General features: G+C 71.0%; 22 protein-coding genes and 1 riboswitch. Of the genes, 10 read left to right on the top strand and 12 right to left on the bottom strand.

The window, feature by feature from the left end; translation table 11 throughout:
- The first annotated feature begins 178 nt into the window (after nt 1-178).
- Both ACFY36_RS12050 and fxsT read left to right on the top strand, forming a co-directional pair.
- On the top strand, nt 179-1,360 hold the full coding sequence (locus tag ACFY36_RS12050) for an aKG-HExxH-type peptide beta-hydroxylase (protein WP_499745967.1): 1,182 nt from the start codon (nt 179-181) through the stop codon (nt 1,358-1,360).
- The gene (gene fxsT, locus ACFY36_RS12045) at nt 1,348-3,696 is read left to right on the top strand and encodes an FxSxx-COOH system tetratricopeptide repeat protein (protein ID WP_499745966.1); all 2,349 of its coding nucleotides are present in this window, start codon (nt 1,348-1,350) and stop codon (nt 3,694-3,696) included. Before ACFY36_RS12050 ends, fxsT begins: the two co-directional genes overlap by 13 nt.
- Here fxsT and ACFY36_RS12040 read toward each other — a convergent pair.
- From ACFY36_RS12040 to ACFY36_RS12010, 7 genes are all read right to left on the bottom strand, one after another.
- A complete protein-coding gene (locus ACFY36_RS12040) occupies nt 3,693-4,364 on the bottom strand; it encodes a response regulator (protein WP_499745965.1) in 672 nt (223 codons plus the stop codon). The two genes, fxsT and ACFY36_RS12040, sit on opposite strands and share 4 nt — an antisense overlap.
- Entirely contained in the window at nt 4,361-5,695 is a 1,335-nt protein-coding gene (locus ACFY36_RS12035) for a sensor histidine kinase (protein WP_499745964.1), read from the bottom strand. The genes ACFY36_RS12040 and ACFY36_RS12035 overlap by 4 nt, the downstream gene beginning before the upstream one ends.
- The gene (locus ACFY36_RS12030; RefSeq protein ID WP_499745963.1) at nt 5,695-8,181 is read right to left on the bottom strand and encodes a DEAD/DEAH box helicase; all 2,487 of its coding nucleotides are present in this window, start codon (nt 8,179-8,181) and stop codon (nt 5,695-5,697) included. Before ACFY36_RS12030 ends, ACFY36_RS12035 begins: the two co-directional genes overlap by 1 nt.
- 20 nt (nt 8,182-8,201) lie before the next feature.
- Nucleotides 8,202-8,846 carry a nucleotidyl transferase AbiEii/AbiGii toxin family protein gene (locus ACFY36_RS12025; protein ID WP_499745962.1) on the bottom strand — a complete coding sequence of 215 codons (645 nt, stop codon included), beginning with the start codon at nt 8,844-8,846 and terminating at the stop codon, nt 8,202-8,204.
- 9 nt (nt 8,847-8,855) lie between these two features.
- Complete coding sequence (locus ACFY36_RS12020; protein WP_499745961.1) at nt 8,856-9,572, bottom strand: cutinase family protein; 717 nt, start codon at nt 9,570-9,572, stop codon at nt 8,856-8,858.
- A gap of 163 nt (nt 9,573-9,735) precedes the next feature.
- Nucleotides 9,736-10,305 carry a cadmium resistance transporter gene (locus ACFY36_RS12015; RefSeq protein ID WP_499745960.1) on the bottom strand — a complete coding sequence of 190 codons (570 nt, stop codon included), beginning with the start codon at nt 10,303-10,305 and terminating at the stop codon, nt 9,736-9,738.
- A gap of 11 nt (nt 10,306-10,316) precedes the next feature.
- A complete protein-coding gene (locus ACFY36_RS12010) occupies nt 10,317-11,096 on the bottom strand; it encodes an SDR family oxidoreductase (RefSeq protein WP_499745959.1) in 780 nt (259 codons plus the stop codon).
- Nucleotides 11,097-11,194: 98 nt separating this feature from the next.
- Between ACFY36_RS12010 and ACFY36_RS12005 the strand changes: the two genes are divergently transcribed.
- Nucleotides 11,195-11,779, top strand: a complete 585-nt coding sequence (locus ACFY36_RS12005; protein WP_499745958.1) for a TetR/AcrR family transcriptional regulator — start codon at nt 11,195-11,197, stop codon at nt 11,777-11,779.
- 205 nt (nt 11,780-11,984) lie between these two features.
- Here ACFY36_RS12005 and ACFY36_RS12000 read toward each other — a convergent pair whose 3' ends face one another.
- The 4 genes from ACFY36_RS12000 to mgrA form a co-directional block, all read right to left on the bottom strand.
- Entirely contained in the window at nt 11,985-12,347 is a 363-nt protein-coding gene (locus ACFY36_RS12000) for a hypothetical protein (protein WP_499745957.1), read from the bottom strand.
- Nucleotides 12,348-12,448: 101 nt separating this feature from the next.
- Nucleotides 12,449-13,198 (bottom strand): nucleotidyltransferase domain-containing protein, encoded by a 750-nt coding sequence (locus ACFY36_RS11995; RefSeq protein WP_499745956.1) that lies wholly within the window; start codon nt 13,196-13,198, stop codon nt 12,449-12,451.
- A complete protein-coding gene (locus tag ACFY36_RS11990) occupies nt 13,195-13,851 on the bottom strand; it encodes a nucleotidyltransferase domain-containing protein (protein WP_499745955.1) in 657 nt (218 codons plus the stop codon). The genes ACFY36_RS11995 and ACFY36_RS11990 overlap by 4 nt, the downstream gene beginning before the upstream one ends.
- Nucleotides 13,851-14,846 (bottom strand): L-glyceraldehyde 3-phosphate reductase, encoded by a 996-nt coding sequence (mgrA, locus tag ACFY36_RS11985; protein ID WP_499745954.1) that lies wholly within the window; start codon nt 14,844-14,846, stop codon nt 13,851-13,853. Before mgrA ends, ACFY36_RS11990 begins: the two co-directional genes overlap by 1 nt.
- A 52-nt stretch (nt 14,847-14,898) precedes the next feature.
- Nucleotides 14,899-14,996: riboswitch (glycine riboswitch) on the top strand.
- A 63-nt stretch (nt 14,997-15,059) separates the two neighbouring features.
- On the opposite strand from mgrA, the gene gcvP reads away from it, so the two are divergent.
- Nucleotides 15,060-17,855 (top strand): aminomethyl-transferring glycine dehydrogenase, encoded by a 2,796-nt coding sequence (gene gcvP, locus ACFY36_RS11980; protein ID WP_499745953.1) that lies wholly within the window; start codon nt 15,060-15,062, stop codon nt 17,853-17,855.
- A 61-nt stretch (nt 17,856-17,916) separates the two neighbouring features.
- On the opposite strand, the gene ACFY36_RS11975 is transcribed toward gcvP, so the two are convergent.
- On the bottom strand, nt 17,917-18,117 hold the full coding sequence (locus ACFY36_RS11975; RefSeq protein WP_499746796.1) for a DUF5999 family protein: 201 nt from the start codon (nt 18,115-18,117) through the stop codon (nt 17,917-17,919).
- Nucleotides 18,118-18,241: 124 nt separating this feature from the next.
- Here ACFY36_RS11975 and ACFY36_RS11970 point away from each other — a divergent pair, with 124 nt between their 5' ends.
- The 6 genes from ACFY36_RS11970 (at nt 18,242) to ACFY36_RS11945 (ending at nt 22,558) form a co-directional block, all read left to right on the top strand.
- Nucleotides 18,242-19,456, top strand: coding sequence for a chorismate-binding protein (locus ACFY36_RS11970; protein ID WP_499745952.1), 1,215 nt, complete (start codon nt 18,242-18,244; stop codon nt 19,454-19,456).
- Nucleotides 19,457-19,460: 4 nt separating this feature from the next.
- A complete protein-coding gene (locus ACFY36_RS11965; protein WP_499745951.1) occupies nt 19,461-20,039 on the top strand; it encodes a dihydrofolate reductase family protein in 579 nt (192 codons plus the stop codon).
- A 386-nt stretch (nt 20,040-20,425) separates the two neighbouring features.
- Nucleotides 20,426-20,563 (top strand): hypothetical protein, encoded by a 138-nt coding sequence (locus ACFY36_RS11960; protein ID WP_499745950.1) that lies wholly within the window; start codon nt 20,426-20,428, stop codon nt 20,561-20,563.
- Nucleotides 20,564-20,755: 192 nt separating this feature from the next.
- On the top strand, nt 20,756-21,325 hold the full coding sequence (locus tag ACFY36_RS11955; RefSeq protein WP_499745949.1) for an NADPH-dependent FMN reductase: 570 nt from the start codon (nt 20,756-20,758) through the stop codon (nt 21,323-21,325).
- Complete coding sequence (locus ACFY36_RS11950) at nt 21,322-21,762, top strand: MarR family winged helix-turn-helix transcriptional regulator (protein ID WP_499745948.1); 441 nt, start codon at nt 21,322-21,324, stop codon at nt 21,760-21,762. The genes ACFY36_RS11955 and ACFY36_RS11950 overlap by 4 nt, the downstream gene beginning before the upstream one ends.
- A gap of 31 nt (nt 21,763-21,793) precedes the next feature.
- Nucleotides 21,794-22,558, top strand: coding sequence for an SDR family NAD(P)-dependent oxidoreductase (locus ACFY36_RS11945; RefSeq protein WP_499745947.1), 765 nt, complete (start codon nt 21,794-21,796; stop codon nt 22,556-22,558).
- Nucleotides 22,559-22,668 lie beyond the last annotated feature (110 nt).

Below are 22,668 nucleotides of genomic sequence, written 5' to 3'. Positions count from 1 at the left end.
CCTCGGGTGTCTTCTATGCTTCGTCTTGGCTTGGCATTCACTGCCGCACCGGGGAGGCGTCGTGCAGAAGACACCCTTGGATGAGATCCGCCGGACGCCGATCGACCGCATCGACCATAAGCAGGCCGCCTCGGTGGTGCGCCGCATCCTTCGCCGCTCGGCCTTCTGACCTCCCGGCGTGATCAACGAGCGTCCGGCCCCGGTCGCGGGTGATCTCGGCGCGCTGCCGGCCGACGTCTTCGACCGGATCGCCGCCGGCTACGGCGACGCCGCCGCCGTCGGTGTGCTCGCCGACGCCGAGCTGGCCGTCAACCGGGCCCTGGTCAGCGAGATCCTGGGCGAGACGGCGGCCGGCGGTGAGCTGCTGGCCGAGCTCGAACGGGCCGCGCCGGCCGCCTTCGACGCCGTGCTGGGCCACCCCTTCGTGCGTTCGTGGGCGGTGGCCTGCCTGGAGGGCAAGGACGCCGAGCCCGACCGGGCGGCGGCGATCGCGGCGGCCGTGGCCATCCGGGCCGGCGCCCACGCCGACGTGCAGGTGCACGCCCACGACGGCCTGATCCACCTGCCCACGGTCGGTGTCTTCGCGGCGCCGGCCGAGCAGGTCCGGGTCACCGCCGGCCGGTCGTCGGTGGTGCTGCGCTGGCCGGGCGGCCGGGCCGAGCTGCCGGCCGCCGGCGGCCGGCAGATCCCGGGCTGGCACGCCTGCCGGTGGGTCGTCCTGGACGGGGTACGGGTTCTGCTCGACGACGCCGACCCCTACCGCGACCGCCTCGAGTTCGCCGACGCGGCCTGGCTCGACGCCGACGGCGAACGGGACTGGGCCGACCGGCTGGCCGCGACCTGGGAACAGGTCGCCGCCGACGCCCCGGCCCATCTGGACGGCCTGCGCGGCGGCCTGCGCGCGATTGTGCCCCTGGCCGTCGCCCCCGACGGCACAGCGCGCGGCGTCACCTCCCGGCACGCGTTCGGCGCGGTCGGGCTCTCACCGGCCACCGACCCCGCCGAGGCGGCGGTGCTGCTGGTCCGCGAGTTCCAGCTCACCAAGATCGGCGCCGTGCTCGACCTGATCGACCTGGTGCCCGACGACGCCGTGGCCGAGCGGCTGCCCGTGGGCTGGCGCGACGACCCGCGCCCGGTCGAGGCGGCGCTGCGTGGGGCGTACGCCCACCTGGCCGTGGCCGACATCTGGCGGCACCGCGCCGAGCGGGAGGGCGATCCGGCCGGCCGCGGCCTCTACCGCCGCTATCGCGACTGGACCGCCGAGGCGGTCGGCGAGCTGCTCACCGGCGACCGGCTCACCGAGGCCGGCGCCCGGTTCGCCGAGCGCATGGCCGGCACCGTGCGCGGGTGGTCACACTGACCGTGTTCCACGCCCCGGTCCGCAACCCGCGGTTCACCGGCCGCGACGCCGTTCTGGCGGAGGTGCGCGACCGGCTCCGGGCGGGGCAGAGCCCGCTGGTCCTGCAGGGCATGGGCGGGGTCGGCAAGACGCAGATCGCGATGGAGTTCGCCCACCGGTTCCGCGCCGACTACGACCTGGTCTGGTGGGTCGACGCCGACCCGGCCGTCTTCGTCGACACCATCCTGGCCGACCTGAGCCACGAGCTGGGCCTGCCGGACTCCGTGCCGGGCATCGCCGACCGGGCCCGCGCCGCGCTGACCGCGCTGAGCCGGGGCGCGGTGCCACGCTGGCTGCTCGTCTTCGACAACGCCGAGGACATCGGCGTCGTCCGCCGGTTCCTGCCCGATACCACCGGCCACGTCATCGTGACCTCCCGCGATCCCGGCTGGGGCGACCTGGCCCGGGCCGTGACCGTCGACGGCTTCGACCGGCCGGAGAGCGTCGCCCACCTGCGCGCACGGGTGCCCACCCTGGACGAGGCCGGCGCCGCACGCCTGGCCGAGACGCTGGGCGACCTGCCGATCGCGGTCGCGGCGGCCGGCGCGTGGCTGGCCGACACCGGCCAGCCGGTCGGCGACTACCTCGGCCACGCGGACCTCGCGTCGGTGTGGGAGCTGTCGCTGGCCCGGCTGCGGGAGCGGTCGCCGGCCGCGTACCGGCTGCTGGAACTGTGCTCGATGATGACCTCGCACATCGCCCTGGAGCTGATCTACAGCGAGGCCATGGCCGAATGCCTGCGGGCGCCGGAGCCCGTGCCCGCGCTGGTTCAGCGGATCAACCGGCTCGCCCTGCTGAAGGTCGACGGTGACCACATCTTCCTGCACCGCCTGCTCCAGCAGGTGGTACGGCAGCGGATGACCGCCGGTGAGCAGGAGAGTGCCCGGCATCAGGTGCATCTCGTCCTGGCCGCGGCCCACCCCGGCGGGGAGGTCGACGACCCGGCCACCTGGCCCGCGTACGGCCGCATCTGGCCACATCTGGAGGCGACCGGCGCCGTCGAGTGCGGCGACCCGTCGGTCCGGCAGCTGATCATCGACCGGCTGCGGTACGTGTGGCTCTCCGGCGGCTTCGACGACGGCCGCCGCATGGGCGAGGAGTTCGCCCGGCGCTGGGAGCGGCGGCGGCAGGCCGGACCGGACGACGGCTCGCTGGAGCGGCAACTGCTGCACCTGCGGTTCACCCTGGCCAACATCCTCAGCGACCAGGCCGCGTTCGCCGAGGCCCGCGCCCTCGACGAGGCCGTGCTGGCCCGGCAACGGGAACTGCTCGGCGACCGTCACCCGCACACCCTGATGACGGCGAACGGGCTCGGCCGTGACCTGCGCGCGCTCGGCCTCTACGACGAGGCCCTCAAGAACGACCAGGGCACGTACGCCGCCTGGTCCGACGTCCTCGGTGAGGACCACCCGCGGACGCTGTCGGCGATGAACAACCTGGCCGTCTCCGAGCGCCTGGCCGGCCGGTCCCGCGAGGCGGCCACGCACGAGCGGCTCGTCTACGAGCGGTGCTCGGCGGTGCTGGGCCCACGGCACGCGCTCACCCTGATCGCCGGCAACAACCTCGGCCGTGACCTGCGCGAGGCCGGCGAGTACGAAGCGTCGATCGCCCTGCTGGCCGACGTGCTCGACCGGCACCGGGAGACGGGCACACCCCGCACTTACAGCACCATGGCCAACCTGGCCGTCTCCGAGCGCAGCGCCGGCCACGTGGTCCGGGCCGCGGCCCACCTGGACACCGCCTACGCCCGCCTCGCCGAGCTGCTGGGCCCGGGCAGCCCCGAGACCCTGGCCTGCCGGCTGAGCCGCGCGGTCGGCCTGCTGGAGCCGGGCGAGCTGGCCGAGGTCGAGGCCGCCTACCGCCGCAGCCTGGGCGACACCCACCCGTACACGATCACCTGCCGCAACAACCGGGCCGCCGCCGCCCGCGCCGACGGCGACCTCACCACCGCGCGCCGGCTGGCCGAACGGGCCGCGCGGGAGTTCGGCGAACGGCTCGGCGAGAACCACCCGTCGACCCTGGCCGCCCGGACCAACATGGCGATCCTGCGGGCCGAGACCGGAGCCGTCGGCGACGCCCGGGCCCTGATCGAGCCGGTCGTGGCCGCCCTCGGCACACTGCTCGGCCCGGCACACCCGGACACGGTCCGCGCCGCCGCCGACCTCGCCCTCATGGACGGCGAACAGCCGGCGGCGATGGCGGGACTCGTCGCCGCCCTGGGCGACACCCACCCGGCCGTCCGCGCCTTCCGGGAGGGCCGATATCTGCACCGGACCCTCGACCCGCACCCCTATTAGGGCTGGTAGCGATATCCCATGCCCGGCTCGGTGATCAGGTGGCGGGGGCGGGTCGGGTCCTCCTCGAGCTTGCGGCGCAGCCGGGCCATGTACTGGCGCAGATAGTTCGTCTCGGTGCCGTACTGCGGGCCCCACACGTCGTGCAGCAGGCTGCGCTGGGTGATCAGCTTGCCCGGGTTGCGCAGCAGGCGTTCCAGCAACTGCCACTCGGTCGGGGTGAGCCGCTGCTCCGGGGTGATCGTGTGGTCGGCCAGGTCGACCGTGTACCGGCCCAGGGTGACCGTGGCCGGCCCGCTGCCCTCGGCGGTGTGGGCGCGGCGGGTCACCGCCCGGATGCGGGCCAGCAGCTCGTCCACCCCGAACGGCTTGGTCACGTAGTCGTCGGCGCCGGCGTCGAGGGCGGCCACCTTGTCGGTGCCCTCGGCCCGGCCGGACAGCACGATGATCGGCACGGTGGTCCAGCCGCGCAGCCCGCGGATCACGTCGGCGCCGTCCATGTCGGGCAGGCCGAGGTCGAGCACGACCAGGTCGGGTGGGTGGGCGGCGGCCGCCTTGAGCGCGCCGGCGCCGTCGGGGGCGACGTCGACGTCGTACTGCCGGGCCCTGAGGTTGATCCGCAGTGCCCGCACGATCTGCGGGTCGTCGTCGACCACCAGGATGCGCGTCATGACGGGCTCATCGGCAGAACGAGAACCATGGTGAGGCCGCCTCCGGGTGTGTCCTCGGGTGTCAGGGTGCCGCCCATCGCCTCGGTCAGGCCGCGCGACAGGGCCAGGCCGAGCCCGACGCCGGTGTGGTTGTCCCGGTCGCCGAGCCGCTGGAAGGGCAGGAAGACGCGGTCACGGTCGGCGGCCGGGATGCCCGGGCCGTGGTCGACCACGCGCAGCTCGACCCGCCCGTCCGCGACCCGCCCGGTGATCGTGGGCGGCCGGCCGGGCGGAGAGTACCGCAGGGCGTTGCCGACGACGTTGACCAGCACCCGGTCGAGCAGGCCGGGATCGGCGCGGACCGCCGCGAGATCATCGGGCAGGTGTACGGCGACACGCCGCCCCGCCGGGCCGAGCTCGTCCAGCGCCCGCGGCACCACGTCCTCGAGGCCGACGTCGGCCGGGACCATGCCCAGCGTCCCGGCCTGCAGACGGCTCATGTCGAGCAGGTTCGACACCAGCGCGGCCAGCCGGTCGAGGGACTCGTCGGCGGTCTCCAGCAGCTCGTGCCGGTCGGCCGCGTCGAACTCGACCTCCTCGCTGAGCAGCCCGGCCACCGCCGCCTTGGCCGACGCCAGCGGCGTGCGCAGATCGTGCCCGACCGCGGCCAGCAGGGCGGTGCGGACCCGGTCGCCCTCGGCCGCGATGGCCAGCCGCTGCTGGCGCAGGGCGACCGCGGCCTGGGCGGCGAAGGCCCGCACGACCTGCCGCTCGCCCGGCTCGGGCACCCGCCCGCGCAGCACCAGGGTGAGCGAGCCGTCGATCGGGATGGTGACGTCGCCGCCGGTGGCCGGTTCGCCGGCGCCGGCCACGGGTGTGCCGCCTTCGAGCAGGGTCACCGACTCCAGGCCGAAGCTGTCGCGCAGCTGCGTGAGCAACCCCTTGAGCGGATCGGGGCCGTTCAGCACCCCGCCGGCCACCGCGGCCAGGGTGCGGGCGTCGGCGGCGGCCCGGTCGGCCTGCCGGGTGCGCCGGGCGGCCAGGTCGACCACCCACGACACGCTGGTGGCGACCCCGGCGAACACGAGCAGCGCCAGCAGCCCTTCGGGGGAGTTGACGTGCAGCGAGTGCAGCGGGGCGGTGAAGTAGAAGTTCAGCAGCAGAAAGCCCGCGATCGCGGCCAGCAGAGCCGGCCACAGCCCGCCGAGCAGGGCCACGGCCACCACGGCGCCGACCAGGATCAGCACCACGTCCGGCAGGGCGAGGTCGGTCCCGTAGGCGACCAGGGTGATCAACGGCACCCCGGCCGCCGCCGCGACGAAACCGCCGATCAGCCGGCGCCGCGACAGCATCAATGCGGGCCGACGGCCGTGACCACGATCGCCGCCGCGCCGGCCTCGTCCGAGGCGGCCAGATCGATGGTGGCGTCGATGCCCCAGTCGTGGTCGCCGTCCGGGTCCTCGAAGACCTGACGCACGTTCCAGGCGGTGGCGGTCTGCTCGATGTGCAGGAAGGCCGGGCCGCGGGCGGCCGGGCCGGTGCCGATCTCGTCGTACTCGTCGAAGTAGTCCTCGATGGCGTCCTGCCAGCGCTGCGCGGTCCAGCCGTGCTCGCCGTCCATCTCGCCGAGCAGGTCCCAGCGGCGCAGGGCGGCCAGCTCGACCCGGCGGAACAGGGCGTTGCGCACCAGCACCCGGAACGCCCGGGTGTTGCGGGTGACGGCCGGCGGCTTGTCGTCGAGGCGTACCTCCTCGATGTCGAAGTTGGGATTGCGCAGCCTCTCCCACTCGTCGAGCAGGCTCGAGTCGACCTGCCGGACCAGCTCGCCCAGCCACTCGATGAGGTCGGTCAGCTCCTCGGTACGCCTGTCCTCGGGCACGGTCTGGCGCAGCGCCCGGAACGCGTCGGCCAGATAGCGCAGCACGATGCCCTCGGAGCGCGACAGGCCGTAGAAGGAGACGTACTCGGTGAAGGTCATCGCCCGCTCGTACATGTCCCGCACGACGCTCTTGGGTTTGAGCTCGTAGTCGGCCACATACGGATGACCGCGGCGGTACGTCTCGTACGCGGCTTCCAGCAGCTCCAGCAGCGGCCGCGGGTGGGTGACGTCTTCGAGCAGCGTCATCCGTTCCTCGTACTCGATGCCCTCGGACTTCATGGCGTTGACGGCCTCACCGCGGGCCTTCTGCCGCTGCGCCGACAGCACCTGACGCGGGTCTTCGAGGGTCGACTCGATCACCGAGACGACGTCGAGCGCGTAGGCCGGGTCCTCCGGGTCGAGCAGCTCCAGGCTGGCCAGGGCGAACGGGGACAGGGCCTGGTTGAGCGCGAAGTCCAGCTGAAGATCTTCGGTCAGCCGGTACGTCCCCTCGGGCGTCCGCTCGATGACCCCGCCGGCCAGCAGCGCCCGGGCGATCGCGATGGCCCGCCGGATGTGCTTGCGCTGGGCGGCCGGCTCCTCGTGGTTCTCGGTCAGCAGGTGCCGCATGGCCACGAACGGGTCGCCGCCGCGCGAGATCACGTTGAGCAGCATGGCGTGCGACACCTGGAACGAGCTGTTCAGCGGCTCCGGCTCGGCCGCGACGAGCCGGTCGAAGGTGGGCTGGCCCCAGCCGATGGTCCCCTCGGGCGGCTTCTTCCGGACGACCTTGCGGCGCTTCTTCGGATCGTCGCCGGCCTTGGCCAGGGCCCGCTCGTTGTCGATCACGTGCTCGGGGGCCTGCACGATGACCGTGCCCAGGGTGTCGAACCCGGCCCGGCCGGCCCGCCCGGCGATCTGGTGGAACTCGCGGGCCTTGAGCAGGCGGGTCTTGACCCCGTCGTACTTGGACAGGCCGGTGAACAGCACCGTGCGAATCGGCACGTTGATGCCGACGCCGAGCGTGTCCGTCCCGCAGATCACCTTGAGCAGCCCGGCCTGGGCCAGCGTCTCCACCAGGCGGCGATATTTCGGCAGCATGCCGGCGTGGTGCACGCCGATGCCGTGCCGTACCAGCCGTGACAGCGTACGGCCGAAGCCGGCGGCGAACCGGAAGTTCCCGATCGCCGCGGCGATCTTGTCCTTCTCCTCACGGGTGGCCATGTTGATGCTCATCAGCGACTGCGCCCGCTCCAGGGCGGCGGCCTGCGTGAAGTGCACGATGTAGACCGGCGCCTGCTTGGTCTGCAGCAGCTCCTCGATGGTCTCGTGCAGCGGCGTCATGGCGTACGAGAACAGCAGGGGAACCGGCCGTTCGACGCTGGAGACCGTGGCGGTGGGCCGCCCGGTGCGCTGGGAGAGGTCGTCGACGAAGCGGGTGGTGTCGCCGAGGGTGGCCGACATGAGGATGAACTGCGCCTGCGGCAGCTCGATGAGCGGCACCTGCCAGGCCCACCCCCGGTCGGGTTCGCTGTAGAAGTGGAACTCGTCCATCACGACCTGGCCGACATCGGCGTCCGCGCCCTCACGCAGGGCCAGGTTCGCGAGGACCTCGGCCGTGCAGCAGATGATCGGGGCGTCCGCGTTGACGCTGGCGTCGCCGGTGAGCATGCCGACGTTGTGCGCCCCGAAGATCGCGCACAGGGCGAAGAACTTCTCGCTGACCAGCGCTTTGATCGGCGCGGTGTAGAAGGTGGTGCGCCCGTCGGCGAGCGCCACGAAGTGCGCGCCGGTGGCGACGAGGCTCTTACCGGAGCCGGTGGGGGTGTTGAGAATGACGTTCGCCCCCGTGGCGACCTCGATGAGCGCCTCTTCCTGGTGGGTGTAGAGCGCAAGGCCCTGCTCGGTGGCCCATTTCTGAAAGGCGTCGAAGACAGCGTCGGGCTCATTGGTGCCGGGAAGACGATCGGTCAGTGTCATGATGCTGTCAATAATATGGATCAGCCGCGGGGCCACTCCGCGAGGCGCTGCCGTAACGCTGTGATTTCCGCCGGGCCCAGCCCGTAGAGCGCGAACCTCGCGTCGTCCAGCCGGTCCAGATAGCGGCCCGCGTCGGCGATGTCCTCCGGGTCGAGCGCGGGGTCAGCCGCCCGGGCCAACTCCATGATCCTGGCCAGCGGATAGCGTTCCAACGCCGCCGCCACGTCGATGTAGTCCCGGACCTCGCGCCGGTTGACCAGGGCGGCCACCTTCGTGGCGACGAGATCGTCGAGGTGCATGACCGGCCCGAGCTCCATGACCACCGGCGCTTTCCGCCGGTCGAGGCGGCACAGAGTCAGGCGGAGGGCCTTCTGCCCGTTCGCGACCAGGAATTCCTGGATGTCGGCGGACATGCCCTCGAAGAGTTCGTCGCCCTCCTCGGCGACGACCCGGAGGCCTGCTTCCCGGAGCGCCGCGGTCACCTCGCCCGCGGCCGCCGCCACCCCGCCCGGCGCGTCGGTGAACAGGTCGACGTCCTCGGTGGGGCGGGCCACCAGGCCGTTGACCAGCCAGGCGACACCGCCCCCGAGAACGAAACCGTGCTTGGTGGCGACCGCGAGCGCTATCCGCGCGACGTCGCGGTAGAAGTCGTCGACACTCGCCACCGGGGTAGGTTATCCGCCGATACGCCCCAGCACGAACCGCTGGGCCACGGCGTTGTACTTGCGCGTGTAGCCCAGATGCGTGGCCAGGCTGGCCCCGCGCGCGCAGAAGTTGTCGCCGGTGTCGCAGTAGGACTGGATCTTCGCCGCGAACCCGTCCAGCGCGGCGTCGTTCCCCCGCGCGAACAGCCCGTCGCGCCGGCTCGTGCCCGCGTTGAACGACTTGCCGGCCACATAGCGCGGATCGCCCATCAGGATCACCGCCGTGACCTTGGCCGCCAGCTGCGCGTTCAGCGCCTGATTCGGTGTCGACACCGCTTGGCGCCCGCTGCCGGCCAGCACGTCGCCGATCACGTGCGCCCCTTGCGAGTAGCCCATCAGGACCAGCTTCGTGGTCGGGCACTGCGCCGCCTTGGCCGTGATCTGCCCGGTCAGCGCCCGCACACCGGCCGACACGCTCGGCCCGTACGGGTTGAGCACCGCCGGATAGTCGGTCGCCTCGGTGCTCACCGTCTGCCGGCTCGCCCGCTGCACGCCACTGACCAGCGATCCGATGATCCCCGCGCCCGGCCGCTCGGTCGACGCCCGCGTCGCGATGATGTGCACGGCCGCGCAAGACGCCGTCGAGGTCTCCCCGAACGCCTGTGGCGCCACGAAGAGCCCGCCGGCGACCAGCGCCGCCCCTGCCCCGATAGTGGCGATCTTCGCCGTGTTCCCGCTTCTGCGCATCTTGCCGCCCCTTCCGCCAAAAAAGCACTGCGAGTGCAGATAGCTGCCCGGTGATACGCAGCGTGGCCACGCGACGGTTCAATACATCGAAAAACGTCAACCTACTCACCCTGGGTGACGTTGAAGGTTCAAGAAGAAGGCGTACGAATCCTGTCCATCGGCCTCAACTGATGAGGATCCACAGGCCGAGGCCGATCAGGACCACTGGCAGCAGCACATGGCCCCAGCGGCTGAGCAGCCGGGCGATCGCGGGGCGCGTCGCGAAGTACCGCCCGGCCGCCACCCAGAGGGCGACCAGCACGAGGAACACGACCACGTAGACGGTCATCCCCGCCGCGCCGGCGGTGGCGAACACCGGGACGTACACCCCGATGTTGTCACCGCCGTTGGCGAACGTCACCGCGGCCACCTCGAGGCTCCTCGGGCCGCCGCTCTTCGCGCCCTCAGCGTCCTCGTCGTCGCCGCGGTGGCGCCAGGCCTGGATCGCGGCCTTGATGCCCAGCGCGAGCGGAAGCAGGCCGAGGTAGGGGAGGGCCGCCTCGGGCAGGAATGTCGCCCCGAACCCGGCGGCCACGGCGACCGCGAGGATCGCCGCGAAGCCGAGGTACTGCCCGGCCGCGATCGTGCGGGTGAGATGCCCGCGGCCCGCGCCCTGCGCGAAGAACAGGGCCAGGATCAGGATGTCGTCGATGTTGGTGACCGCGAACAGCAGCACCGCCTGTCCGATCACCATGCCGGGAGATCTTAGGGTGCGTCGTGGAAGGCCGCGTTGGTCTGCCCGATGCCGACCGGGGAACCGGCCGACCACCCGCCGTCGACGACGAACTCGGAGCCGGTCGAATAGCCGGCCTCGTCGGACGCGACGAACAGCACCATCCGGGTGACCTCCTCCGGCGCCGCCATCCGGTCGAGGGCGACCTTGCCGTGCACGACCTCGTCGCCGAGGGGCCCGAGAATCGGCGTGCGGATGTATCCGGGGTGGACCGAGTTGACCCGGATGCCGTGTGCCGCCACCTCCATGGCGACGGCCTTGGTGAAGCCGCGGACGGCGAATTTGCTGGTGGTGTAGTCGGCCGCGTTCGGCGTGCCGATGAGTCCGGCGAACGAGGAGATGTTGACGATCGCGCCGCCGCCGGCCGCCTTCATGCCGGGGATGACGGCGCGGGTGCCGAGGAAGACGCCGTCGAGGTTGACCGCGAGCAGCCGCCGCCAGTCCTCGAGGGTCTCGTCCTCGACAAAGGCGCCCTTGCCGCCGATCCCGGCGTTGTTGACGAGCACGGTCGGCGTGCCGAAGACGGCGTTGGTCTCCTCGATCAGCTGAGCCCACTGCCGCTCGCCGGTGACGTCGAGGTGCCGGTAGATCGCCGCGTCGCCCAGTTCCCCGGCGAGCGCCTCGCCCTCGGCGTCGAGCACGTCGGCGATGACGACGCGCGCTCCTTCGGCCACGAAGCCCCGCGAGTGCGTGGCACCCATCCCGCGGGCGCCTCCGGTGACGATGACCGTCCGGCCGTCGAACCTGGCCATGGTGAACCTCCCCTTGCCGGCCCGGTGGCCGGCTCCCGTTCGAGCATACGCTCTATCTGACATGTGTCAGATAGCGTGGCACCGCTATAGTTCCGCGGATGGACCCGCGCTTTCGACGATCGCGGGAGGCCCTGCGGGCCGCCGTCTACCGGCTGGCCGGGCAGCGGCCGATCACCGAGGTCACCGTCACCGAGCTGTGCCACGAGGCCGGCGTCACCCGGGACACCTTCTACCGGCACGCCGCCTCCCCGGTGGAGCTGCTGGCCGCGGTGCTGCGCGAGGAGCTGGAGTCGATCGCCGCGAGCCACCCCGACCTGGGCGGCGGCCTCCGCCCCGACTCCGGCATGCGCGCCGGCGTGCACTCCCTGTGCGCCCACGTGGCCGAGCACGCGGCCGTCTACCGCAACGCGGCCCGCCCGCACTTGCTGCCACCGCTGCGCGAGAACTTGGAGCTGGTGGTCCGCGAGTCCCTGGAGGCGCACGCCCGCGCCTACCCCGAGATCCTCCCGCCCGGCACCGGCTCATCCGGCGACATCCGTGTCCTGGCCGCCTACGCCGCTGCGGGTACCGCCGGCGCGGTGGAGGCGTGGCTGCCCACCGACCCCCTGGACGTGCCCCGAGGCGTACGCCTGATCATCGCCGCCTCACCCACTTTCTGGCACGGCCCCGACACCACCCGCTGACCAGGCCGCCGTGAGCGGTCGCCCGGGACGGTCGTTGGCGCAAGGCTGGTGACGTGGTGACGGTGAGGCGGTATCGGGCGCGCCTCGATGGCTGGGCTCGGGAGGCGGACGACGGGCTCCGGACTGGACACGGCGACCAGCCAGCCTCTGGGCTGTCGCGAGGCCGGCCGCGAACGGCAGCCCGGCTGGACGCTGGTGTTCTATGTCAAGACGCGGATGTGACGGCGGCCCGGCGGGCGGCGGCCAGGCGCAGGTGAGGGTGGCGGGTCTCCCACGCCGCGCGCACGGCCCGGGGGAGGTTCAGGTTGGGCCACACGCGGATGAGAGTGGCCCCGTCCAGGTAGGCGCGCAGCTCGCTGACGCGGATGGCCTCGCGCAGGACGTTCTCGTACATCCACGCCAGCATCGTCGGCTCGGACAGGTCGAACGCGCGCTGCGGCCCCCACCACAGGCGCAGCGGCAATTCCACCATTCCGCGGGTGGGGCCGCGCAGCTCGCCGAGCGTGCCCGCCACGAGGACCGGCCGGTGGGGCCGGGCGAGGTGGACGGGGGCAAGGGTGGCGCTCATGCGATCAGCGTAAACCGACCATGGCCCCGAAACGTAATTCCTAGATTCCTAGGAAGCTTTAGAGGCAGTGCGGCGAGCCGCACCGAACATAAAGACGACGGCTACGCCGACAGCCGTGCCTGGACCACCAGATCGTGCAAAGCGGAAACCGCCGAAGGCGGCGGCGTGGCCGGCAGGAAAGAACTGTCGCGGGCCTCTTCCAGCGCCGTGCGCAGGGAAACCGCGTCCTTTCGCAACCGCGAGGTCAACGTGGTGGGAAAAGGCCCGTGCTCAGCCTCGCGCTTCAGGGCGATCAGATCCCGTACGTAGTCCAGGCCGTTCCCGAGCACATTCAGGTCCGTTTCGAGTTCGCCGGTGCGCATCAAATGCTGTCCGGTCAGCAGGACCCGCAGCAGATAGAGGGCCGGTTTCAGGTCGCCGGTCTTGTCGAAAAGGCGTTCCTGGGTGGCGGCGAATCCGAGGTAGTGGTGGGCGTGGTTGCTCGTGATGAACTCGGCCGCCAGTTCCTTCAGCCGGAGATGCAGCGGTGACGTCGTGACGATCAGCGGGGAGAGCAGTTGTTCGAGGACGTAGCCGTTGCGGCTGTTGAGCAGGCGGGCGAACTTGAGCAGGTCGTGGCTGACCACGTCGAGCTCGACGCCGTCGCGGTAGCCGCCGCTCTGCACGGTCTCGGGGCCGGTGTGCAGGCCCACCACCTCGGCCGCGGTGAGCAGGTGGGCGGCGCGCAGGTCGAGGTCGGAGTCGATGGAGGCGAAGCCGTAGAGGTGGGCGCCGCTGACCGTTGCGAAGATCACTTCGTGGGGGAGGGTGGCGATGATCTCCGACGACCACTGGGGAACCTCGATCGTCATCGGAGCCCTCTCTCGCGTACACGGACCAGCAGTTGATCTATGGTCTGGCGATCCGGCTCGGGCGGCAACGTGGTTTCCGCGGTGGCGGCGGCCAGGTCCTCCTGGAGCTCGGTGGCCCAGGCGGTCACGGCGGGCCATGCGACGTCGCCTCGTTTGATCGCGAGCAGGCGGTCGCGGAAAGGCCGGACGTCGAGCAGGATCTCGCCGGTGCGCAGGACGTGGGCGCCGGCCATGAGCAGGCGGATCATGTGCATGGCCTGCTTGTGGTTGGTCTCGCCGGTGCGTTCGCGGCGGGCCGCGACGCGGTTGAGCTGGTCGCGGGCGTACGACCCGTACGTCTCGGAAACCCGGCGTGAGAGGAACGCCCGCCGGGCCGACAGCAGGTCCTCGCCGTCGGGGGTGACCGTCTCGATCAAGGGTGACCAGAGCACTTCGAGGACCGTCGGGTTGGCCTGCAGGGCGAGCGTGCAGAAGCGCTCGATCTCCCAGGAGAACTCTTCGTCGCGGGGGCCGTCGCGGTGGGTCGGCGGCTTGTCGAGGTGCCAGAAGAGGCGGGTGGGTGCGGCGTAGACGCCACGGCGGTCGTGGTCGGAGCCCGGTCCGGCGAGGCCGTACGCGCGGGAGCCGACCACGACCCCGAGGATGGTGGTCATCAGAGGTCGAGGACCGTGCCGTCGATCTCGCTGATCTCCTCGTCGGTGAGGGGGAGGTTGTTGACGGCGGCGACGTTGTTCTCCAGCTGCTGGACGCTGCTGGCGCCGATGATGAGGCTGGTCATGCGCTCGTCGCGCAGGGCCCAGGCCAGGGCCATCTGGGCCAGGGACTGGCCGCGGCGCTTGGCGATGTCGTTGAGGGCGTGGATGCGGGCGAGGGTGCCCTTGTCCAGGTCGCTCTCGTTGAGGAAGTTGCTCGTGCGCACGCGGCTGTCGTCGGGGATGCCGCCGAGGTAGCGGTCGGTGAGCAGGCCCTGCTGCAGTGGGCTGTAGGCGATGGCGCCGGCGCCGGCCGTCTCGAGGGTGTCGAGCAGGTTGTCCTTCTCGATCCAGCGGTTGAGGATCGAGTACGAGGGCTGGTGGATCAGCAGCGGCGTCCCCAGTTCGCGCAGGATGCGGGCGGCTTCGGCGGTCTCGGCCGACTTGTAGTTGGACAGGCCGACGTACTGGGCCTTGCCGGCGCGGACGATGGCGTCGAGGGCGCCCATCGTCTCCTCGAGCGGGGTGTCCGGGTCGGGGCGGTGGTGGTAGAAGATGTCGACGTAGTCGAGGCGGAGCCGCTTGAGGGACTGGTCGAGGCTGCTGACCAGGTATTTGCGGCTGCCCCACTCGCCGTACGGGCCGGGCCACATGTAGTAGCCGGCCTTGGTGGAGACGACGATCTCGTCGCGGTGGGCTCGCAGGTCGGCGTCGAGGATGCGGCCGAAGTTCTCCTCGGCGCTGCCGGCCGGCGGGCCGTAGTTGTTGGCCAGGTCGAAGTGGGTGACACCGAGGTCGAAGGCGCGGCGGACGATGTCGCGCTGGCGGTCCCAGGGGCGCTCGTGGCCGAAGTTGTGCCAGAGGCCGAGCGAGATCACGGGGAGCTTGAGGCCGCTGCGGCCCGTACGCCGGTAGGTCATGGTGTCGTAGCGGTCGCCCGCGGGGGTGTAGGTCACAGTCCTACCCTTCCGGTTTCCTGGCTGTGCTTTATCCACTGGTAGTTTGGTGCTTAGCCATGCGGGAGAGATCGCCGGGGGGTTAACGGCGGCGCCGAAGGGGCAAATCCTCCCCGGAACCTCTCAGGCAAAGCGGACCGCATGGGCAGGAACTCTGAAACGCGCGCGTGACAGAGGGGGAGGCCGCCTTGTCGACCTCTCCTAGGAGCCGTCATGACGTTCGCATCCCGGCACATCGGCCCGGACCAGGACGAGCAGACCCATATGCTCAAAGCCATCGGGTACGCGTCGCTGGACGCCCTGATGGATGCCGCGATCCCCGAGGTGATCCGCTGGCACGGCACCCTCGATCTGCCGGAGGCCGCCTCCGAGGAGGAGACGATCGCCGAGCTGCGGGCGATCGCGTCGCGCAACACGGTGACGACCTCGATGATCGGGCTGGGCTACTACGGCACGCACACGCCGGCCGTGATCAAGCGGAACGTGCTGGAGAACCCGGCCTGGTACACGGCGTACACGCCGTATCAGCCGGAGATCAGCCAGGGCCGTCTGGAGGCTCTGCTGAACTTCCAGACGATGGTCACCGATCTGACCGGGCTGACCACCGCCAACGCGTCGATGCTGGATGAGGGCACCGCGGTGGCCGAGGCGATGACTTTGGCCCGGCGGGCTTCGAAGTCCAAGTCTTCGGTGTACGTAGTGGATGCCGACACTTTGCCGCAGACGCTCTCGGTCCTGCGGACCCGGGCGGAGCCGCTCGGCATTCAGCTTCAGTTGGTCGATCTTGATGGTGGCGCCGAGCTCCCGTCGGAGCATTTCGGGCTTCACCTGCAATATCCGGGTGCTTCGGGCGCCGTACGGGATCACTCGTCTTTGATCGAGAAGGCGCATGCGGCCGGTGCTCTGGTGACGGTGGCGGCTGATCTGCTGGCGCTGACGCTGCTGCGCGCGCCGGGGGAGATCGGCGCCGACATCGCGGCCGGCACGACGCAGCGTTTCGGCGTTCCGCTGGGCTTCGGTGGCCCGCACGCCGGATATCTCGCGGTGCGGTCCGGGCTGGAGCGGTCGCTGCCGGGCCGTCTGGTCGGTGTGTCCAAGGACGCGGACGGCGCCCCGGCCTACCGGCTGGCGTTGCAGACGCGGGAGCAGCACATCCGCCGGGAGAAGGCGACGAGCAACATCTGCACGGCGCAGGTGCTGCTGGCGGTGATGGCGAGCATGTACGCGGTGTATCACGGTCCGGCCGGTCTGCGGGCGATCGCGAAGCGGGTGCACGACCACGCGCTGACCGTGGCCGGGAGCCTGACCGGGGCCGGGATCGCGGTGACCAGCGACGCGTTCTTCGACACGGTGACCGCGGTGGTGCCGGGCCGGGCGGCCGCGATCGTGGAGGCGGCCGCGGCCGACGGTGTGGACCTGCGCCTGGTGGACGCCGATCACGTGTCGGTGGCGTGTGACGAGACGACCACCGCGGCGCACGTGGCCACGGTGCTGACCGCGTTCGGCGTGACGGCCGGGGAGCCTTCCGAGTGCGGGGCCAAGCCGCTGGGGCGTACGACCGAGTATCTGACCCACCCGGTTTTCGGATCGCATCACTCGGAGACGAGCATGCTGCGTTACCTGCGCAAGCTCTCGGACCGGGACTACGCGCTGGACCGGGGCATGATCCCGCTGGGGTCGTGCACGATGAAGCTCAACGCCACCACCGAGATGGAGCCGGTGACCTGGCCCGAGTTCGCCAATATCCATCCGTACGCCCCGGCGTCGCGGACGGCCGGCTACGAGCACCTGGTGTCGTCGCTGGAAGGCTGGCTGGCCGAGATCACCGGCTACGACGCGGTGAGTGTGCAGCCGAACGCGGGTTCGCAGGGTGAGCTGGCCGGTCTGCTGGCCATCCGGGGCTACCACCGCTCGCGCGGCGAGGAGCACCGCAATGTCTGCCTGATCCCGTCCAGCGCGCACGGCACGAACGCCGCCTCGGCGGTCATGGCCGGTATGCGGGTTGTCGTCGTGGCCTGCGACGAGAACGGCAATGTCGACATGACGGATCTGCACGCGAAAATCGCGGCGCACTCCGGCAACCTGGCCGCGATCATGGTCACCTACCCCTCGACCCACGGGGTGTACGAGACGTCGATCGCCGACCTGTGCGCGGCCGTGCACGACGCCGGTGGTCAGGTGTACGTCGACGGGGCCAACCTGAACGCGCTGGTCGGCTACGCGCGGCCGGGCCGCTTCGGCGCCGACGTGTCGCACCTGAACCTGCACAAGACGTTCTGCATCCCGCACGGTGGCGGCGGCCCGGGCGTGGGCCCGGTCGCGGTGCGCGCGCACCTCTCGGAGTTCCTTCCGGGTGACCCGCTGACCTCGGACGCGGTCTCCGCCGCCGCGCACGGCTCGGCCGGCATCCTGCCGATCTCGTGGGCGTACCTGCGGATGATGGGCCCGGACGGGCTGGTCGCCGCGACCGGCGCGGCCGTGCTGGCCGCCAACTATGTGGCCTCGCGGCTGAGCGAGCACTACCCGGTGCTCTACGCGGGCAACAACGGGCTGGTCGCGCACGAGTGCATCCTCGACCTGCGGCCGATCACCAAGGCCACCGGCGTCTCGGTCGACGACGTGGCCAAGCGGCTGATCGACTACGGCTTCCACGCGCCGACGATGTCGTTCCCGGTGGCCGGCACCCTGATGGTGGAGCCGACCGAGAGCGAGGACCTGGCCGAACTGGACCGGTTCTGCGACGCGATGATCGCGATCAAGGGTGAGATCGACCGGGTCGCGGCGGGCGAGTGGCCGGCCGGGGACAACCCTCTCGCCAACGCGCCGCACACGGCGGCCGCGGTGACGGCGGATGTCTGGGAGCACTCGTACCCGCGGTCGGTGGCGGGCTTCCCGCCCGGCGTCGACAAGACGGCGAAGTACTGGCCGCCGGTGCGGCGGATCGACGGCGCCTACGGCGACCGCAACCTGGTCTGCTCCTGCCCGGACCCGTCCGCGTTCGAGGACTGACCCGGGAGTCGACTTGTCGCCCTTCGGCTACGCTGAGTAGCCGTTGGGCGGCTTGTTTCCGCTACGCCGCGAGGGCGTGCCGGGCGGGGCCCCGGTGCGGCTCGATCATGGTGCCGTCGGGGAGGATCTCACCCGTGTCCTCGAAGACGATGACGCCGTTGCAGAGCAGGCTCCAGCCTTGTTCGCGGAAGGTCGCCACGGTCCGAGCGGCCTCGCGGTCGACGGCCTGAGCGTTGGGACATTGGTTCGTGTGCTGGCACAACATCGTGGTTCTCCGGTCGGGGGTTGTGTGAAGACTCACAACGACGGTGACGGACGTTACCTGAATCCGAACGACCTTGGATCGGGCGGGTGACGGCGTCCCATTGAAAGAATCCTCGGTTCCGATGGTCCACGGAACTCCTCCGATCGACCACTTCCCGACACCTTTTTCGGGGTCGCCGCCGGGTGCTCCGGGGTCCTGCCAGGGCCGTCACCGTGCGTCAACAGTGTTCCGATGGTTCCGGTGTGACGGTGGTGACCCCGCAGAGCTTGTCGCTACCTTCTTCGAAGCCAACGGACTGCCGGTGCGAAACATTGGCCGAACGGCTACCGGTATTCGCCCGATCGGCGCTGGCTCGGTGTGTGGGGCGGCACTGTATGTGTCCGCGGACGCCGGTTGCGTGATGGCCGGCGGCGCGGCCGGGGCGCCGTCGCCGGTGCCGGCGATCCCCGACGTCTACGCGGTGGTCTACGTCCATACCCCCTCTCACGACGAGCCCCTGTCACCGGTTCACTACGCGCTGGGGGAGTGGACCCCGAGCTGGACCCCCGCCGCGCACGCTGAAGCGGTTCAGGCCGTCCGGGAGGCCATCGGCCGGGGCGACGTCTATCAGGCCAACGTGGTGGGGCACGCCAGCGCGCCGTACGAGGGCGATCCCACCGCGGCCCTGCACCGGGTGGCCGGGTTGCCCGGGGCGCGCTACGGGGGCGTTCTGGCGGGCGAGGGCTGGGCGCTGGCCACGGCGTCGCCCGAGACGCTGGTCGAGGTCCGCCACGGCCGGGTCATCACACGGCCGATCAAGGGGACCCGCCCGGCCACCGCGGTGGGCCGCCGGGAGCTGCTGGCCTCGGAGAAGGAACGCGCCGAACACGTGATGATCGTGGATCTGGAGCGCAACGACCTGGCCCGCCTGCCCGGTGCCGGTCCCGTGACGGTCGACGAGCTTTTCGCCGTACGCCGGTGGGCCGACCTCTGGCAGGCCGAGTCGGTCGTGTCGGCGCCGATCCTCGGGCGTCTCGACCTGCCCGACCTGCTCCGGGCGGTATGCCCGGGAGGCTCGGTGACCGGGGCGCCGAAGCTGGCCGCCCTGGCCGAGATCGCCAGACTCGAGCCGGTCGGCCGGGGCGTCTCGATGGGCGCGGCCGGCTGGGTCGGGCACGACCACATCGACCTGGGCCTGACCATCCGCACGGTCGCGGCCGACGGCCACCGCCTGCACGGCTGGGCCGGCGGCGGCATCACCTGGGACAGCGACCCGGCGGCCGAGGTGGCCGAGGCGGCGGCGAAGGCGGCGCCGATCCGGGAGGCGCTTTCTTGTCGGACCCCCATGGCAGGGTGAGCCTGTGCCGAAGACGCAGTACTACACCGCGACCACGCTCGACGGTTACCTCGCCGACGAGCACAATTCCCTCGACTGGCTGTTCGAGGTCGGCGAGAGCAGAGCCGACGAGTCCGGGGTGAGCCCGTTCGAGGCCTTCTTCGCCGGCGTGGGGGCCTTCGCCATGGGCGCCACCACCTACGAGTGGGTCCTCGACCACGACGCCCTGCTCGACAACCCGGCCAAATGGGCCGAATACTACGGCGACGTCCCAGCCTGGATCTTTACCCACCGCGACCTGCCCCCGATCCCCGGCGCCGACCTGAAGTTCGTTCAGGGCGACGTCCGCCCGGTCCACGAGGCCATGACAAGAGCCGCCGCCGGCCGGAACATCTGGCTGGTAGGCGGCGGCGACCTGACCGGCGCCTTCGCCGACGCCGGCCTCCTCGACGAGATCATCGTGGGCGTAGCCCCGGTGACCCTTGGCGCCGGCGCGCCGTTGCTGCCCCGCCGCCTCACCTCGAAGCGCCTGAAACTGACCTCGGTGACCCAGAGGGGCCAGTTCGCCTACCTGACGTACGCCGTAGGCCCACCCACCCCCTGACCCAGCCGGACCACCACTTCGCCGCGCCCTTCCGCCCCTTCGCCGGTCTTTCCCGCCGTCGCTTCTCTTCGTCCCTCCTCCTCAGCGCGCCTCCTCGCCCCCTCTCCAGGCCGCAGCCTCCTGGTCGCCATCGCGCCCTCTCTTCCTGCCTCCTCCTTGCCGCCCGCGGTCTTCTTCGCCGTCGTTCGAACGACACGCTGCGGCGGCCGTCCACATCGCGTGTGTGGGCTGAGCGAACTTCCGCCGGCGCCGAACAAACGACCCAAGGTGTCGGCCACCGCCATGTAGACGACCTGATCAAGACCCGAAGCCGAGGTTCCCGACTCGATCGGCGCCCGTGGCACCCACGGCCGTCGGCCCGCCCACGCCCTCGGAGAGACCGAAGCATGACCACCCACATCACCGGCGACCCCGCCATCCCCGGCCCCGAAGACCGCGTCGCTCCCTGGCCCGACGACATCGGCGAGTGGACACCCGGCCCCTCCGAACCTCGCACCTCGGAACCCGGACAGCCGCCCTTCTGAAACGGCTCTCACTCCCGCCCCACCAAGCCCGAGGGCCGGTCCCATCACATGAGCCCAGGCCAGGGAATCGCAAAGCCGTCGACACAGGCAGGTCGGCGATGAGGCAGGGGGCCGGTTCGGCTACTGGAAGCGCTCGATGGCGCTGCGGGCGTCGTTTGCGCATTCCCATAGCCGGCTATAGCATAGCCGGCTATGGAGCAACTCGACGTGTTGGCGATCTGCGGAAGCATCCGGGAGGAGTCCCTCAACCGGGCGCTCCTACGAGCCGCTCAGGACCTGGCTGGTGACCCGTTCAAGGTGGAGGTGTGGGACGACTACGCCCACCTTCCCCGCGTTGACGCGACCCGCGGGCGCCCGTTCCCGGCGACCGTCGACGCGCTACGCGAACGCGTCTCGACCGCTGACGTTCTGCTGTTGGTGACACCCGAACTGAACCGGAGCATCCCGGGCGGTCTGAAAGACGTGGTCGACTGGCTGTCGATCCTGGCGCCGCCGCGGCCGCTGGTTGGCAAGCCGGTGGCGCTGATGAGCGCGTCGCCGCAGCGGTTCGGTGGCGCCTTCGCCCAACTGCAACTGGCCGAACTCCTGCATCGGGCCGGCGCCGCGGTCATCACCGACCTCAACGTGGCGATCGGCTCCGCGCACCGCCACCTCGACAACAGCGGGGTTCTCGTCGGCGAAGACCCGAGACGTGAGATCGCCGAACTGTGGCAGCGGGTGCTCAGCCGAGTTGGCGACAACCATCAGCTGGCCTCGACGTGACCGCCGGCCGCGAGATCGCCGCGGCCACGGGTCCCGTCGGCTATGCGCTCGCCCAGGCCACCAGAGCGCACCGCAACGAGATGCAGCACCGCATGACGCAACTGGGCCTGCACCTGGGCCAGGAACTTCTCATCATCGACATCCACCAGCACCCGGACACCACCCAGGCGGAACTGGTCAGGCGCATCGGCATGGAACAACCCACCATCGCCAAGGCGACCATCCGCATGCAGCGCACCGGATTCGTCGAACGCGTCCCCGACCCGCATGACCGACGGGTGATTCGGCTCAGGCTCACCGAACGAGGTCAAGCCGTGGTCGAGGCCATCCTGGCCGCCTGGGCGGATGTCGAGGCCACCGCCACGAACGGACTCACGCAGCCCGAGACCGAACAGCTCACCCACCTTTTGCACAAAATCCACGACAACCTCGCCTGAACAAGCACGCCCATCAACCACGGGAGAAACCATGGAACTCGGTCTGGCGGGCAAGGTTGTCTTGGTCACCGGCGCCAGCTCAGCCATCGGCAAGGCCACCGCGCTGGCCTTCGCCGACGAGAAAGCGCAGATCGCCGTCGGCTACCACACCAACCGGGAAGCCGCCGAGGACACGGTCACCGCTGCGCGGCAGCGCGGCGGCCACGCGATCGCCTGGCCACTCGACCTCGGCCAACCCGACTCACTGCAGCCAGCGGTCGAACGCGCCCGACGCGAACTCGGTCCGATCGACGTCCTGGTCAACAACGCCGTGCAATGGCCGTCCTGGCCAGACCCGGGCGAGCTGTTCGAGACCGCGCCGCCCCAACGCGTCACCTCATCGGTCACCGCCAACCTCGTCAGCCCCTACCTGCTGGCCCGCGCGGTCGTCGGGGACATGCGCGAACGCGGCTGGGGCCGCATCGTCAACGTCTCCACCGGCCTGGTCGAAGACGGCTTCCCCGGTAACGTGTCCTACGTTGCTGCCAAGGCAGGACTGCACGGCCTCACCCGCGTCATGTCCAGGGAACTCGCCGCCGCCGGCATCCTCACCAACGTCGTCATGCCCGGCTTCACCCCCGCCGACAAGCAGATGCCACCACAACTCATCGCCAAGGCCGAGGAAGCCGCCGCAACCCGGCGGGTCACCCACCCCGACGACGTCGCCCGGATGATCGTCTTCCTCTGCTCAGCCGCCAACACCAACACCACCGGCGAAGCCATCCGCACCGACGGCCATTTCCTCAGCCCAGGCTGACCTCCGCCGGTCCAGGACGCTCTTCCTGTTCGCTGGCCAACTATCGCTGAGAAGGCCACCGTCGACTAACAGCAGGTGCTCGGCACAAGCCATCCCGCGACTGTCACTGC

The organism is Actinoplanes sp. NPDC000266 (assembly GCF_042899005.1).
In the GTDB taxonomy this organism is placed as follows: Bacteria; Actinomycetota; Actinomycetes; order Mycobacteriales; family Micromonosporaceae; genus Actinoplanes.
The sequence above is the reverse complement of the archived record's forward strand: the minus strand, read 5'-3'. Positions and strand labels throughout refer to the sequence as shown.